Here is a 14,475-nt window from a genome sequence, read left to right as displayed (position 1 = left end):
AAGGCAAAGAAAAACCGCCCGGATAGGCCGGGCGGTCGATTGGTCCAGAAAGTCGATTGGGTCAGAGAAAGATCAGGTGTTCTTGATCTGTTCAATCGCCTGCGCCATCAAATCGTCCATGGTGCGACGAATCTGATGGTCCGACTGCTCGACCCCGGCTTCGTCGAAGTCCTTGCGGATCTTGCGGAAAACGTCGTGATCGCCAGATTCCTCGATGTCGGCGACAACCACCTCTTTGGCATAGGCTTCGGCGTCGGCACCAGACTTGCCCAGCTTTTCGGCGGCCCACATGCCGAGCGCCTTGTTGCGGCGCGCCGAAGCCTTGAACCGAAGTTCCTCGTCGAATGCGAATTTGCGCTCGAAGCCCTCTTCGCGATCTTTCATGCTGCTCATGGCATCCCTCCGGTCAATTCCGATTCGCTGGTAGTTGAATATGTGTGTTGCCGCAGCACAAACCAAAAGGCCGCAGGCCGGTCAATATGCTACGTCGCGTGCTGCGCTGCGGCATTTCATTCCGGAAAGCGGTTGATTGAAAGGATTGCCGATTGAGCAAACAGTGGGATTGGGATAGACACCGGCATTGAACCCTACCGTTGCCGCACTAATTTAGGCAGACGGACAGGAACTGGTCGTTTGCCGCCTGCCCGGAAATCCAGAGAAAAAATCAGATGAAAAATCGCCGCCGCATTTATGAAGGCAAGGCCAAGATCCTCTATGAGGGACCTGAGCCGGGAACGCTGATCCAGTTCTTCAAGGACGACGCGACCGCTTTCAACAAGAAAAAGCACGAAGTCGTCGATGGCAAGGGCGTGCTCAACAACCGCATTTCCGAGCACATCTTCAACCATCTCAACCGGATGGGCATTCCGACCCACTTCATCCGCCGGCTCAACATGCGCGAGCAGTTGATCAAGGAAGTCGAGATCATCCCGCTCGAGGTGGTGGTACGCAATGTCGCCGCCGGTTCGCTGGCCAAGCGCCTCGGTATCGAGGAAGGCACCGTGCTGCCGCGCTCGATCATCGAGTTCTATTACAAGGCCGACGCGCTCGACGATCCGATGGTATCGGAGGAGCACATCACGGCTTTCGGCTGGGCAAGCCCGCAGGAGATCGACGACATCATGGCGCTCGCCATCCGCGTCAACGACTTCCTTTCCGGCCTGTTCATGGGAGTCGGCATCCAGCTCGTCGACTTCAAGATCGAGTGCGGCCGCCTGTTCGAGGGCGACATGATGCGCATCGTCGTCGCCGACGAGATCTCGCCGGACTCGTGCCGGCTGTGGGACGTGGCGACGCAGGATAAGCTCGACAAGGACCGGTTCCGCCGCGACATGGGCGGGTTGGTCGAAGCCTATCAGGAAGTCGCCCGCCGCCTCGGCATCATGAACGAGAATGAGCCGCCGCGGCCCGCCGGGCCAGTGCTTGTCGCCTCGACCGATGGTGTCAGAGGCAAGCCGCACTGACGTTTGTGCCGCTCAACACGTTCAACAGGAGCATATTCAGCGTGATCAAGGCCCGCATAACCGTAACCCTCAAGAACGGCGTGCTCGACCCACAAGGCAAGGCGATCGAACACGCGTTGTCCGGGCTGGGTTTCGGCGGCGTCGGCCAGGTGCGGCAGGGCAAGGTTTTCGACGTCGAACTTGCGGAGAGCGACAAGGCCAAGGCCGAGGCCGACCTTAAAGCGATGTGCGACAAGCTTCTGGCGAATACGGTGATTGAGAACTATAGTGTGGCGATTACCTGAGGTTGTGCCGGAGGGCAGATGGCCGAGATTGATGGAAGCTTGATATTTGAAGTCCTCAAGTCCATTCAGTCGCGGCTGGACCGGATGGATTTGACGCTTGGAGAGGTAAAGTCCGAGCTGGGTTCCATCCGTGGTCACCTCATCGCCACCGAGGGAGACGTGAAGAACATCTATGGCGTACTGGCTCGCCAGGACGAGCGCCTGGAACATATTGAACGCCGCTTAGACCTGCGCGAACTCGCCGAAGCCCAGAGGCCTTACGAACCAAAATGAAATCAGCCGTCGTCCTCTTGCCTGGCCTCAACCGCGACCGCGACATGATCGCGGCGCTGACCAAGATTTCGGGAACGCCGCCTATCACCGTCTGGCAGACCGACACCGAAATCCCCGACGTCGACCTGATCACCATTCCGGGCGGCTTTTCCTTCGGCGATTATCTGCGCTGCGGCGCCATTGCCGCGCGCATGCCGGTTATGCGGGCGGTCGCCGAAAAGGCGACCAAGGGCGTCATGGTCATCGGTGTCTGCAACGGCTTCCAGATCCTGGTCGAGGCCGGCCTTTTGCCGGGCGCCCTGATGCGCAACACGTCGCTGAAATTCGTCTGCCGGCAGGTCAAGCTGCAAATCACCAACGCCAACACGATGTTCACCCGCCGCTATCAGCCGGGCCAGATCATCCGCTCGCCGGTGGCGCATCACGACGGCAATTATTTTGCCGACGCCGAGACGCTTCGCAGGCTCGAAGGCGAAGGCCAGGTCGTGTTCCGCTATGCCGAAGGCACCAATCCCAACGGCTCGATCAACGACATTGCCGGCATCATCAACAGCCAGGGCAATGTGCTCGGCCTGATGCCGCATCCCGAGAACCTGATCGAAGCAGCACATGGCGGCAGCGACGGCCGGGCGCTGTTCGAAAGTGCTCTCGGCATCGCCGCTTGATATCTTCAGCACTCATCTTTTTTCGAATTCGAATAGGCGCCGCATGAGCCTGAGACAGACGATCGCCCGCCTCGCTCTCGTCGCCACCGCTGGCCTTGTGCTCGCCTCCTGCCAATCTAAGCCGAAGAGCGCGCTGACGCCTTCGGGCAAGAGCGCGGCGCTGCTTGCCATGGAACAGGTGGCAATCGCCGCCCACAAATGCTGGATCGCCAGCAAGGACCCTGCCTTCAAGCCCTATCAGATGGCCAATGAGCTGAATTCGTTCACCGGCACACCGCGGTTCCTATTGGTCCCAGTCAAGCATTATGGCGGAAAACCGTTGCTGGTCGTGCAGGCGCAAGGCAATTCACGCCGCATCGATGTGTTCGGTCCGCTGATGGCCGAGCCGCTTGGCGCGCGCATAAGCTCGGACATTGCCCGCTGGCAGACAGGCAACTCGGCCTGCGGCGCGGCCGCATAGGGCTGTGAGCCGCTTCCTGCAGATCGCCGGTCTGGTCATAGGTTTGGCCGCGCTTGTCCTGCAAATCTGCATCACCGTTCCGGCATCGATGGAAGCCGGCCGCAGTTTTGTTGGCTCGCTGGTCTTCTACTTCAGCTTCTTCACCATCCTGACCAACATCGGCGCGGTGCTGGTGCATGTTTCGCTGCTGTCACCCAGTGGCTACGCTTGGTTCCCCGCTTTTGCCGGGCCGCGGATGCGGGCGGGCGTAGCGGTTGCCATAACCCTGGTCTTCATCGTCTACGCGACGGTTCTGGCGCGCCTTTGGCAGCCGCAGGGCTTGTTCCTGCTCTGCGACGTCCTGCTGCACTATGTGACGCCGGTTCTGTTCGTACTGTGGTGGCTTGTGGTAGGCGCCGATGGCTCGACGCGGTGGCGCGATATTTCCTGGTGGATGATCTATCCGGTCGCCTACCTCGCCTACGTACTGGCGCGGGCGCCGATATCAGGCGAAGTGCCCTACCCGTTCCTCGACGTCGCCAAGAACGGCGCGACCAGCGTCGCCGTCTCGGCGCTCGGCATCACCGGGCTTTTTCTCGCGCTGTGCATCATCGCCGTGTCTGTAGACCACGGCGTCTCACGGATCAGGAGTCCCGGCGTCCGCCAAGGCACGAAAAAGGCGCCCTGAAACCGTGTCGCCTTCCCAAAGATGCATACAAGCACTCGGCTTCAATCCCAGAACGGCCTCAGCCCTTCACGATGGGCGTCGCAGCGAGAGATCCCGATATCCTTGAGCTGATCGTCCGTCATCTCCAGCAATGCCAGCCGGCTGCGCCGGCGTTCCAGCATGCTGCCAATCCGGCTCGCGAGCGACCTGACCATATGCACCAGGCGCCCGACATAGCTTCGCCGGCCCGAAGGACGCGCTCCGACCAATTCAGCTCTCGAATGGTGGATTGACCCGATTGTATTCATTTTCTTGCTGCCAAAACTCGAAATTGTGCCTCTTTTTCGCACATCTCATATGCATTGACTCTCAAATCGGTGCAATGTAGAGAATTGTCACCATGACAAATTGGCTTCCAGACCTCACGGGCTCCGGCCCTCTTTATCAACGGCTGGCGGATTCGATTGAAACGGACATCGACCGCGGCGTGATCGATGCCGGGGCGAAACTGCCGCCGCAACGTGATCTGGCATACGACATCGGCACGACCGTCGGCACGGTCGGTCGGGCCTATCAATTGTTGCGCGAGCGGGGGCTGGTAAGCGGCGAAGTCGGACGCGGAACCTATGTCCTGGGCCGGCATGACACCAAAACCGATCTGCTGCCATCCGACCCGCACGTGGAAGGCACGCGCTATATCGATGCGCCTCGCGGCAAGCTGCGCTTCGACAGCACGGCTGCGCCTGACATCGGCCAGGGCGATATTATCGCCGATGTGCTCTCGCGTACGGCGCAGGACCATCCCTATGAGATTTCAAGCTATACGCGAGATTTTCCCGACCGCTGGTTCGAAGCCGGCAGCCGCTGGCTCTCGCGCAATTCGTTTCGCCCTACCCCTGACGGCATCGTTCCGACGCTCGGCACCCATGCCGCGGTTATGGCGGCGATTGCCGCGCTCACCACGCCCGGCGACACTATCGCCTTCGAGCACCTCACCTACTCGCAGATTTCACGCAGCGCCGGCCTGATCGGCCGCCGGACCGCGCTGGTGACGTCGGACGAGGACGGCATCGATCCAGGGGATTTCGAGCGCGTCTGCGCGCAAAAGCACCCGAAAATGATGTTCCTGATGCCGACCGCCAAGAACCCCACACTGGTGACGCTGTCGGCAACGCGCCGCGAGGCCATCGCGCGGGTCGCGCGCGAATACAATGTCGTCCTGATCGAGGACGATCTCTATGGCGATCTGACCGACGACCCGACGCCGCTATTGGCCGAATATGCCCCGGAGCGGACCATCGTTGCCGGCGGCCTGTCGAAGTCGGTCGCAGCAGGTGTTCGCGGCGGCTGGCTCGCCTGTCCGCCGGCCTATCGCCACCGGATCCGGGTCGCTCACAAGATGCTGACGGGCGGCCTGCCCTTCCTCCTGGCGGAAGTGTGCACCCGGCTGGTGCTGTCCGGCCAGGCCAGCGAGATGCGCAAGCGCAGCATCGTCGAAATCAACGCACGCATCGCAATCGTGCGCGCGACGTTGGCCGGGTTCGACTTCAAGGCGGTGGACAATGTGCCCTTCGTCTGGCTCACCCTGCCTGATCCATGGCTTTCCGGCACCTTCAAGAATGCCTGTCTCGAGCATGGCGTGCTCATCGACGACGAGGACGAGTTCAAGGCGGGCCGTTCCGAGCAGGTTTTCCATGGCGTCCGTTTTGGCGTTTCACAGCCGCAGCGGCGAGAGGACATCGCGGGCGGTGTCGGTATAATCCGGCGGCTTCTGGATGAAGGCCGCGCCGGCTACGACAGCTTCTCCTGAACCGACTTGAAACCGACAAGTCGCGTAGCGATCTTTCGCTACTTGCTGCACCCGGTGGCTTTCCATCGTTTTCGTCGCTTGATGGGGTGTATCGGCCTTCGCGCTTGCGATAAGAGGGGACTCGATCCCAAGGATACGAATTGCCGCCCATGACCATTTCCAATTCCGTGCCGATCACTCCGGAACTCATCGCCGCGCACGGGCTGAAGCCCGATGAATATCAGCGCATCCTCGACCTGGTCGGGCGCGAGCCGAGCTTTACAGAGCTCGGCATCTTCTCGGCGATGTGGAACGAGCATTGCTCCTACAAATCCTCGAAAAAGTGGTTGCGCACGCTGCCGACCACCGGGCCCCGGGTCATCCAGGGTCCGGGCGAGAATGCCGGCGTGGTCGATATCGGCGACGGCGACTGTGTCGTGTTCAAGATGGAGAGCCATAACCACCCCTCCTACATCGAACCCTATCAGGGGGCGGCGACCGGGGTCGGCGGCATCCTGCGCGATGTCTTTACCATGGGCGCGCGGCCGATCGCGGCGATGAACGCGCTGCGCTTCGGTGCGCCGGACCATCCCAAGACCAAACACCTCGTTGCCGGCGTCGTTTCCGGAGTCGGCGGCTACGGTAATTCCTTCGGCGTGCCAACGGTCGGCGGCGAGGTCAATTTCGACGCGCGCTACAACGGCAACATCCTGGTCAACGCCTTTGCGGCGGGGCTCGCCAAGACCGATGCCATCTTCCTGTCGGAAGCCAAGGGCGTCGGGCTGCCCGTCGTCTATCTCGGCGCCAAGACCGGCCGCGACGGCGTCGGCGGCGCCACCATGGCCTCGGCCGAGTTCGACGACAAGATCGACGAGAAGCGGCCTACCGTTCAGGTCGGCGACCCCTTCACCGAAAAATGCCTGCTTGAAGCCTGCCTCGAACTGATGGCGTCCGGCGCCGTCATTGCCATCCAGGACATGGGGGCTGCCGGCCTCACCTGCTCGGCGGTCGAGATGGGCGCCAAGGGCGATCTCGGCATCGAACTCGACCTCGACAAGGTGCCGGTGCGCGAGGAGCGCATGAGCGCCTATGAGATGATGCTGTCGGAGAGCCAGGAGCGCATGCTGATGGTGCTGCGCCCCGAAAAGGAAAAGGAAGCCGAGGCGATCTTCCACAAATGGGGCCTCGACTTCGCCATCGTCGGCAAGACCACCGACGATCTGCGCTTTCGCGTGCTACACCAAGGCGACGAAGTCGCCAACCTGCCGATCAAGGACCTTGGCGACCAGGCGCCGGAATATGACCGCCCCTGGACCGGGGCGAAGAAGCCGGCGCCGCTGGCGGCCAGCGATGCACCGCAGGCGGATGTCGCCGAGGCCTTGCTGAAACTGCTTGGCGGACCGGACCTTTCGTCGCGCCGCTGGGTGTGGGAGCAATACGACACGCTGATCCAGGGCAATTCGCTGCAGCTTCCGGGCGGCGATGCCGGCGTCGTGCGCGTCGATGGTCATCCGACCAAGGCGCTCGCCTTCTCCTCCGACGTAACGCCGCGCTATTGCGAGGCCGACCCTTACGAAGGCGGCAAGCAGGCGGTGGCCGAATGCTGGCGCAACCTTACCGCCACCGGCGCCCTGCCGCTCGCTGCCACCGACAACCTCAATTTCGGCAATCCGGAACGGCCCGAGATCATGGGCCAGTTGGTCGGCGCCGTGAAAGGCATCGGCGATGCCTGCCGCGCGCTCGGCTTTCCGATCGTCTCCGGCAATGTCTCGCTCTACAACGAAACCAACGGACAAGGCATCTTGCCGACGCCGACCATCGGCGGCGTCGGACTGATCGCCGACTGGTCCAAGATGGCGCGGATCGGCTTTGCCGCTGGGGGCCAGATGATTGTACTGGTCGGCGCGCCGTCAATGTGGGGAACGCATCTCGCCCAGTCGGCCTATATGCGCGACATTCATGGCCGCACCGACGGCCCGCCGCCGCCGGTCGACCTCGACCATGAGAAGCGCGTCGGCGACCATGTGCGCGCCCTGATCGACTCCGGCGTCGTTACCGCTGCGCATGACGTTTCCGATGGCGGCATTGCTGTCGCGCTGGCCGAAATGGCGATGGCGTCCGGCATCGGTGCGACCGTCCCCGGCCTGGTCGGGACCGATCCGATCCCGGTCTGGTTCGGCGAGGATCAGGGTCGCTATCTCTTGACGCTGTCGATCGATCCGCAGAGCGACGAATGGGACGCCATTCGCGAACAGCAAAGCAAGCTCGGCATCTTCGCGCCGTGGATCGGCTCGACCGGCGGTACTGACCTGAAACTCGGCGAGGCACGGGCGATCCCTGTCGGCGAATTGACCGCTGCCCACGAATCCTGGTTTCCTCGCTTCATGGCAAACGAGGTCGTGGACCCGTGATATGATCGAGTTGCGCCGTTTCGCTGTGGTTTATCGGCCATTTCGACCATATCTATGAGATCACGACCGGAACAAGGAATCCTCGCATGGCAATGGACGCGCACGACATCGAACGGCTGATCAAGGAAGGCATTCCGGACGCCAAGGTGACGATTCGCGACCTGGCTGGCGACGGTGACCACTATGCCGCCGAGGTAGTGGCCGAAAGCTTTCGCGGGAAAAGCCGGGTCCAGCAGCATCAGATGGTCTACGACGCGCTGAAAGGAAACATGGGCGGCGTGCTGCACGCGCTCGCTTTACAGACCAGCGTGCCGGACTGAGCTTCCACGTCCACCCCTCTCTCACCTTTTCGCCGAGACGGCTATGATCGGCCCTGCCGGGTATTTTCCACCGACGATCATCCTCTCGCCATTCGACAGCGCCGAGACCACCCCGTCGAAGAAAAGCGCGTTGGGGCAATGCAGCGCATCACGAAACAGGCGTGCAAAGCTGCCGAGACTCACCTCCGAGCGTGAGATCGCCAGCACGACCGTGTCGGCATCGCGCACGCCGGCACCATTGCGGACATAGCGCGAGGTGCCGTTCGCCTCGAAGCGAGGATGAACTCCTCCGTCGATCACCAGCATCGGGCCGGATTGCGTGGCGAACGCCACATCCGGCTTTGCGGCGGCATAGGCATTCGTTTCCATGATCGCCGCCTTGCCGTCCTTGCCGATCAGGAACACGCCATTCGGCTTCAGGAAGAAATTGCCTTCGCCGTCAGCGAGGTTGAGTGGCGCCACCTCGCGACCCTTTTTGACGAGAAGCCCGACCGGCGTCAGATCCTCATGATACATGCCGGCGTTCATGGCGAGCAGCGGCCTGCCCTCGCCCGACATCGCCGTGTCGAATTTTTCCAGCGACCCAAAGGCCTTGCCATCTGCGCCGGCGTGGAAGACAGCGACGTCGTAACTGCGAAGATCGATCTCGCAGACTACGTAGGGAACCGCCTCGAAGCTGAAATCCCGGCAGGGTCCGGGCAGGTCGCCGCCGACGGTGAGAGGCGGTCGCGCGGATGGTCTGAACCACCAGATCAAGGCCAGCGTAACAAGCAGGACACCCATCAGGACTGCCGCGCAGTGTCGTCTTTTCATCGCTCCCCGGGGAATTTGCTGGCCGATGCTCTTGGCCCAATATCAGGCCATCCTTTGCGCCATTTGCGTGACGATGCGGCAAACGTCTTGTTTCGGGCAACCTATGGGTTTATTTGAAGGGTATGTTTCGAGCCTGACTCTCGCGGGCATGAAAGGATTCTCCATGAGCGGTATCAACGACTACATCGACAGCGAAGTGAAGGGCAACGAAGTCGTTCTCTTCATGAAGGGCACGCCCGGTTTCCCGCAATGCGGATTTTCCGGTCAGGTCGTGCAGATCCTCGACTACATCGGGGCCGACTATAAGGGCGTGGACGTGCTGACCTCGGCCGAGCTGCGGCAAGGTATCAAGGAATACTCCAACTGGCCGACGATCCCTCAGCTCTACGTCAAGGGTGAGTTTGTTGGCGGCTGCGACATCATCCGCGAGATGTTCCAGGCAGGCGAACTTCAGACGTTCCTCATCGAAAAGGGCGTGAGCGTCAAAGGCGCCGCCTGACGAACACGCCGGGGAGCCCCCACCTCGGCAAAAAGTTTCCTCCCTGGTATCGGGAGACAAGACGAATGAATGCGCCGGCGCGCCGGCGCATTTTCGTTTGAAGATCGGACTTTGCCGTGGACCAGCATGCACAAGCGCCGCAACAGGCAAGCACCTTGCCTATTCCGCGCTGGGAATTCATCGCGCTGTGCGCGGCATTGATGGCGCTCAACTCGCTGGCCATCGACATCATGCTGCCGGCGCTGCAGCAGATCGGCGCCTCGCTGGGCGTGGAAAATGAGAACCACCGCCAATATGTGATTGCCGCCTATATTCTGGGCTTTGGCGGCGGGCAGCTCTTCTTCGGACCAATCTCGGACCGTTTCGGACGCCGTGCTCCGCTCGTCGCCGGACTGGTGATCTATGTCGCGGCGGCGGGTGCTGCGGCAATCGCCCCGACTTTCGCCACTCTTATCCTGTGCAGGGTCGTGCAAGGCATCGGCGCCGCGGCCACACGCGTCATCGCCGTCTCGATCGTGCGCGACACGTTCGATGGCCGGCGCATGGCCGAAGTCATGTCGCTGATCTTCATGGTGTTCATGGCCATCCCGGTGGTGGCCCCCGGCATCGGCCAGCTCATCATGCTGTTCGCGACCTGGCACGTGATTTTCATCACCATGGCGGCAGGAGCCCTGATCGTGGCGGCGTGGGCGCTGCTACGCTTGCCCGAAACGCTGCATCCCGAATATCGCCGGCCGCTGACGGTCTCATCCATCGTCGGTGGTTTCCGCATCGTGCTGACCAACCGGATGGCGCTTTGCTATGCCTTCGCCAGCACTTTTGCCTTCGGCGCGATGTTCGGCTTCATCAACTCGGCGCAGCAGATCTATGTCGGCGTCTTCGGCGTCGGCGAGATGTTCCCGGTGATTTTCGCAGGGATAGCCGGGGTGCTTGCTTTTTCCAACTATCTGAATTCGCGCCTTGTCGGCCGCATCGGCATGCGCCGCTTGTCGCAGAGCGCGCTGCTCTTGTTTCTGGCCATCAGTCTCGCCTGGCTGATCGTTTCCATCCAAATGAAGATGCCGCTTTGGCTTTTCATCACCTTCTTTGCCTGCGCGATGGTCCCCTTCGGCGCACTCGGCGCGAATTTTAACGCGCTTGCCATGGAGCCGCTCGGCCAGCTGGCTGGCACGGCATCGTCCATTCTGGGTTTCATGCAGACCTTCCTCGGCGGCCTGCTCGGCACGCTGATCGGCCAGGCTTTCAACGGCACGGTGACGCCCTTGGCCGCCGGCTTCTGCAGCGTGTCGCTCGGCGCATTGGTGATGGTGCTGATCGCCGAGCGCGGCAAATTCTTCCAGCCGCAGAACCCGCCGGTCTAGTTCCGGCAGACGGCGGCGACAGAAGACGATTCGTGCTGCGAAAGAACGGTCGATCGGACGGCGAAGACCTGCCTTCTCCGCGATGCAGCCTGCCCCTGGCGAGGCCGTTCCCGAGAACGGCACTGAACTCCTAACCGTAAGCCATCCGTAAGCTGCGGTCGAAGAACCTCCATCTTGACAACCCAATCAGCTGACAACGCCGACTGGGTCGCCAGCTTCGATCAGCCTTGTCGTGAACATGGAGGCCATTATGGAGAAAGAAAACTTGGATCTCGAAGGGCTGGCCGAAGTGCCAGTGCGCCAGCTCTCCAAATTCCTGAGAGTGATCGCAGAGTACAATCTGTGGGATGAGGTCGAACAACAGCTGAGAGCTCACGGCTGCGATAAAGTGCTCATGAGCTTCGAGCCTGTCAGGTCGATCGGAGCCATCGCCGAGGCCAGGGCACGAGAGCTGGCAGGCAAAAGGCCGGATACGCCTTCCAAACTGGCCCGTTGCGGATGCAACGGTCCGCTGGGTCCTCGACCAGGCCCGGTAACTCCGGGAGGTTCGAACGCCGGCGCGGGTAGCGATGGTGGTTCCACGCGTCCGCGATGGTTGGCAGTCCGGGTCGACTCATTTGTCGAGCGTATCGAGCGCAGCTCGAGCTAGCTTGGGTTTAGTGGCGCACCATGCCGGCGTCGACATTCAGCGTCTGGCCTGTGATCCAGCGCGCATCGTCGGAGGCAAGGAACGACACCACATCGGCAATATGTTCCGGCTGGCCCTTCCCTTTCATCGCCTGAAGCATCTCGACGAAGCCGAACGCCTCATTGTGCGGGCTCGCCTTGACGCCGTCGCTCTCGATCAGACCGGGCGTCACCGCATTGGCGGTGATGTTGTATTTGCCGAGTTCCGTGGCGAGTGCCCGGGTGAAGCCGATGACACCGCCCTTGGCCGCGACATAGGCGGCCATGTTCGGCGTGCCGGCAAAGAAGGTGTTTGAGGCGATGTTAATCACCCGTCCGGCCTTGCCGGCTGCACGCATCTGGTCCGTTCCCGCGCGGCTGACGATGAAGGTGCCAGTCAGATTGACGTCGATGATCTTGCGCCAATGGTCGAGATCGACATCATCCCAAGCGACGAACGGCACGATGCTGGCATTGTTGACCAGAATGTCGATGCCCCCGGTCAGCGCCTGGATCTCGGCGAAGAGCGCTTTGACCGAAGCAGGATCGGAAATGTCGGCGGCAATCGCCTTCGCCTTTCCGCCGATCGCGGCCGCCGCCGCCTCGGCGCCTTCCGCGTTGATGTCGCTGACGATGACGGTCGCGCCATCGGCGGCCAACCGCGCGGCGATCGCCTTGCCGATGCCCTGTGCGGCCCCGGTAACCAGGGCCGTCTTTCCCCCAAGCCGTTCAGTCATTTCCGTACTCCATGGATTTGTGATGCTGTGAAATCATCTCAATCGTCGGCGTCGATAACGGCCAGCGCCGCGTCGATACCTTTGCCGACCGCGAGTTTCTGGCCCAAAGCATTCATCGCGCCGCCAAGTGCTGTCAGCGCCGCGATCGCATAGATCGGCTGGGCGGTAGGGCCCATATGGCCGATGCGCGTCAGCTTGCCCAATGTTTCGCCGCGGCCAGACGAAAACACCACGCCGTAGCGGGCGCGCGCGGCCTGGCGAAGCGCCTTCTCGTCGATGCCTTCGGGCGTCCGCACGGCGGTCGTGGTGGGCGACGCGATGGTGTCGCTGGCGGCCCAGATCGACAGGCCCAAGGCGGCAACGCCCGCGCGCATGGCCCTGGCGGTGAGCGCGTGGCGCGCCCACACCGCCTCCGCTCCCTCGTTGAGGTAGAGGTCGAGCGCGACGTCGAGCCCGCTCATCTCCGCGACGGACGGCGTGAACGGAAACGGCTGGTCCTTCGACCATGCATGTTCCCAGTCGACGATGCTGAGCATCGACGCGCGCGGCGCCAATGGATTTGCCTTCATCCTGGCCCAGGCCCGCTCGCTGACGCCCATCATCGTGAGGCCGGGAGGCGCACCCAGGCATTTGTTCGGGCCGGTGACATAGATATCGGCCTTGCAGTCCTGTGGATGCGTTTTCATGCCGCCGAAGGACGAAACGGCATCGACGATCAGATAGGCGCCATGCGCCGAAACCAGCGCGCCGATGGCGTCGATCGGGTTGATGGTGCCCGACGGGGTGTCGTGGTGGCAGACGGAGACGATGGTGATTTCCGGATGCGCTTTCAGCATCTCCGCAACCGCCTGCGGGTCGATCGCCTCGTTGTAGGGCACCTCGATTTCGAGCAGATGCGGCGAATAGCGCTTCGCCCAATAGCCAAACCCCTTGCCGTAGACTCCGGAGGCAAGGTTGAGCACGACATCGTCGGGCGCGATCAGGGAGGCTGCGGCGGCCTCCAGGCCAAGAACCGGTTCGCCATGAAGAATGACCGGTTTGTTCGACAGCCGCATCGCCTTCTGCGCCTTATCGACCACACCCTCGTAGAAGAGCTGGAACGCTGGGTCGTAGTCGTAGAGCACGGTACGGGCGAGGCCGCGCAGCACGTCGGGATAGGCGTTCACCGGCCCCGCGGTCAGCGTGATGACCGGTTCGGCATGTTCGAAATAGCGCATGGTCTTGTCTCCGGTCGGTGGCGATCAGCCGTAGAATTGCGTGCCGGTCTTGTAGGTTTTGAAGTTTTCCATGTCGTGCGAATACATCAGCTCGGCGCCATGGTCCTCAGCGAGCTTCTTCACCTTGCGCATCGAGTTGACACCTGCCACCGGGTCGATGTGAAAGGACGCCTGGCACAGCGTTTCAAGGCTCTTCTGCGTGTAGGCCGCATCGATCGTGAACATGATCGGCTTGCGCTTGGGGAACTCCACCAGCAGGCTGTAGTGACCGATCGAGTGACCGGGCGTCGAGATCAGCTTGACGCCCCTGGCAAGCTCGACATCGCCGTCGATGCCCTCGAAGGTCGAGTTGGCCCGCGTCGTGCCTTCCAGCAATTGCGCGGTCGCGCCACGCGCTTCGGCAGCTTCCGCCGAGAAGCTCAGATCGGAATAGCCGAGATGCTCGAAAGGCTGGGGATTGCAGGCTTGAGGCACCTCGGTCCGGTGGCAGATCTTCTTGGCATGCGGAAAATATTTGTTGCCGCCACAATGGTCGAAGTGGAAATGCGAGTTGACGACGACGTCGATATCCTTCGGCTCGAGGCCGAGCAGCGCAAGGGCGCCGGGGATGGTCTGGTGCTTTTCCTGGATCGGCTTTTCGAAAGGCAGCACCTTCATCACGTGATCGTAGTCGTAGCCGGTGTCGATGAGAAACCGGCCCTCGGCATGCTCGATCAGGATCGAATAGACGGGAAAGCGCACTTCGCCGCCGGGGCCGCGATTCCAGAACACGTGATAGCCGTCGAGAACGAGCGAGCCGCCGTCGAGCAGGTAGACTTTGGTATCCGACATTTTTGTCTCCTCTTCTTTGGCGCGGGTCCCGTCCGCGCTT

18 protein-coding genes are annotated in these 14,475 nt (G+C 61.8%); 12 read left to right on the top strand and 6 right to left on the bottom strand.

The window, feature by feature from the left end; genetic code table 11:
* Positions 1-72 precede the first annotated feature (72 nt).
* On the bottom strand, positions 73-393 hold the full coding sequence (locus E5X88_RS04525) for a DUF1476 domain-containing protein (protein ID WP_292158654.1): 321 nt from the start codon (positions 391-393) through the stop codon (positions 73-75).
* 275 nt (positions 394-668) lie between these two features.
* Here E5X88_RS04525 and purC point away from each other — a divergent pair, with 275 nt between their 5' ends.
* Genes purC through E5X88_RS04495 form a run of 6 tightly spaced genes read left to right on the top strand, consistent with a single transcriptional unit; the run spans position 669 to position 3,812 of the window.
* Entirely contained in the window at positions 669-1,463 is a 795-nt protein-coding gene (gene purC / locus E5X88_RS04520; RefSeq protein ID WP_126041403.1) for a phosphoribosylaminoimidazolesuccinocarboxamide synthase, read from the top strand.
* Between the two features lie 41 nt (positions 1,464-1,504).
* Complete coding sequence (purS, locus tag E5X88_RS04515; RefSeq protein ID WP_127852307.1) at positions 1,505-1,747, top strand: phosphoribosylformylglycinamidine synthase subunit PurS; 243 nt, start codon at positions 1,505-1,507, stop codon at positions 1,745-1,747.
* 18 nt (positions 1,748-1,765) lie between these two features.
* Positions 1,766-2,020 carry a hypothetical protein gene (locus tag E5X88_RS04510; RefSeq protein ID WP_091591367.1) on the top strand — a complete coding sequence of 85 codons (255 nt, stop codon included), beginning with the start codon at positions 1,766-1,768 and terminating at the stop codon, positions 2,018-2,020.
* Positions 2,017-2,685, top strand: a complete 669-nt coding sequence (gene purQ / locus E5X88_RS04505) for a phosphoribosylformylglycinamidine synthase subunit PurQ (protein ID WP_292158648.1) — start codon at positions 2,017-2,019, stop codon at positions 2,683-2,685. Before E5X88_RS04510 ends, purQ begins: the two co-directional genes overlap by 4 nt.
* 43 nt (positions 2,686-2,728) lie before the next feature.
* Positions 2,729-3,145, top strand: coding sequence for a hypothetical protein (locus E5X88_RS04500; protein WP_292158646.1), 417 nt, complete (start codon positions 2,729-2,731; stop codon positions 3,143-3,145).
* A 4-nt stretch (positions 3,146-3,149) separates the two neighbouring features.
* The gene (locus E5X88_RS04495) at positions 3,150-3,812 is read left to right on the top strand and encodes a Pr6Pr family membrane protein (RefSeq protein ID WP_292158644.1); all 663 of its coding nucleotides are present in this window, start codon (positions 3,150-3,152) and stop codon (positions 3,810-3,812) included.
* Positions 3,813-3,853: 41 nt separating this feature from the next.
* On the opposite strand, the gene E5X88_RS04490 is transcribed toward E5X88_RS04495, so the two are convergent.
* The gene (locus tag E5X88_RS04490) at positions 3,854-4,099 is read right to left on the bottom strand and encodes a DUF1127 domain-containing protein (protein WP_292158642.1); all 246 of its coding nucleotides are present in this window, start codon (positions 4,097-4,099) and stop codon (positions 3,854-3,856) included.
* Between the two features lie 92 nt (positions 4,100-4,191).
* Here E5X88_RS04490 and E5X88_RS04485 point away from each other — a divergent pair, with 92 nt between their 5' ends.
* The 3 genes from E5X88_RS04485 (at position 4,192) to E5X88_RS04475 (ending at position 8,311) form a co-directional block, all read left to right on the top strand.
* On the top strand, positions 4,192-5,601 hold the full coding sequence (locus tag E5X88_RS04485) for a PLP-dependent aminotransferase family protein (RefSeq protein WP_292158640.1): 1,410 nt from the start codon (positions 4,192-4,194) through the stop codon (positions 5,599-5,601).
* 149 nt (positions 5,602-5,750) lie between these two features.
* Positions 5,751-7,991, top strand: a complete 2,241-nt coding sequence (gene purL, locus E5X88_RS04480; protein ID WP_292158637.1) for a phosphoribosylformylglycinamidine synthase subunit PurL — start codon at positions 5,751-5,753, stop codon at positions 7,989-7,991.
* An 86-nt stretch (positions 7,992-8,077) separates the two neighbouring features.
* On the top strand, positions 8,078-8,311 hold the full coding sequence (locus tag E5X88_RS04475) for a BolA/IbaG family iron-sulfur metabolism protein (protein WP_023674714.1): 234 nt from the start codon (positions 8,078-8,080) through the stop codon (positions 8,309-8,311).
* Positions 8,312-8,332: 21 nt separating this feature from the next.
* Here E5X88_RS04475 and E5X88_RS04470 read toward each other — a convergent pair whose 3' ends face one another.
* Positions 8,333-9,094 (bottom strand): phosphodiester glycosidase family protein, encoded by a 762-nt coding sequence (locus tag E5X88_RS04470; RefSeq protein WP_292158634.1) that lies wholly within the window; start codon positions 9,092-9,094, stop codon positions 8,333-8,335.
* Between the two features lie 193 nt (positions 9,095-9,287).
* On the opposite strand from E5X88_RS04470, the gene grxD reads away from it, so the two are divergent.
* The 3 genes from grxD (at position 9,288) to E5X88_RS04455 (ending at position 11,633) form a co-directional block, all read left to right on the top strand.
* Positions 9,288-9,623: a Grx4 family monothiol glutaredoxin gene (grxD, locus tag E5X88_RS04465; protein WP_292158632.1), complete on the top strand. Its 336-nt coding sequence runs from the start codon at positions 9,288-9,290 to the stop codon at positions 9,621-9,623.
* Positions 9,624-9,739: 116 nt separating this feature from the next.
* Entirely contained in the window at positions 9,740-10,984 is a 1,245-nt protein-coding gene (locus tag E5X88_RS04460) for a multidrug effflux MFS transporter (protein ID WP_292158630.1), read from the top strand.
* 250 nt (positions 10,985-11,234) lie between these two features.
* Entirely contained in the window at positions 11,235-11,633 is a 399-nt protein-coding gene (locus E5X88_RS04455) for a hypothetical protein (protein WP_292158627.1), read from the top strand.
* Between the two features lie 7 nt (positions 11,634-11,640).
* Here E5X88_RS04455 and E5X88_RS04450 read toward each other — a convergent pair whose 3' ends face one another.
* The 3 genes from E5X88_RS04450 to E5X88_RS04440 are packed head-to-tail and all read right to left on the bottom strand — an operon-like array spanning position 11,641 to position 14,435.
* Positions 11,641-12,387, bottom strand: a complete 747-nt coding sequence (locus tag E5X88_RS04450) for an SDR family NAD(P)-dependent oxidoreductase (protein WP_292158625.1) — start codon at positions 12,385-12,387, stop codon at positions 11,641-11,643.
* A gap of 38 nt (positions 12,388-12,425) precedes the next feature.
* Positions 12,426-13,604: a pyridoxamine--pyruvate transaminase gene (gene ppaT / locus E5X88_RS04445; protein WP_292158622.1), complete on the bottom strand. Its 1,179-nt coding sequence runs from the start codon at positions 13,602-13,604 to the stop codon at positions 12,426-12,428.
* Positions 13,605-13,628: 24 nt separating this feature from the next.
* Positions 13,629-14,435 carry a 4-pyridoxolactonase gene (locus tag E5X88_RS04440; protein WP_292158621.1) on the bottom strand — a complete coding sequence of 269 codons (807 nt, stop codon included), beginning with the start codon at positions 14,433-14,435 and terminating at the stop codon, positions 13,629-13,631.
* Positions 14,436-14,475: the final 40 nt, after the last annotated feature.

It is taken from the genome of Mesorhizobium sp. (assembly GCF_004962245.1).
Taxonomy (GTDB): domain Bacteria; phylum Pseudomonadota; class Alphaproteobacteria; order Rhizobiales; family Rhizobiaceae; genus Mesorhizobium.
This window is presented reverse-complemented; position numbering and strand designations above follow the sequence as displayed.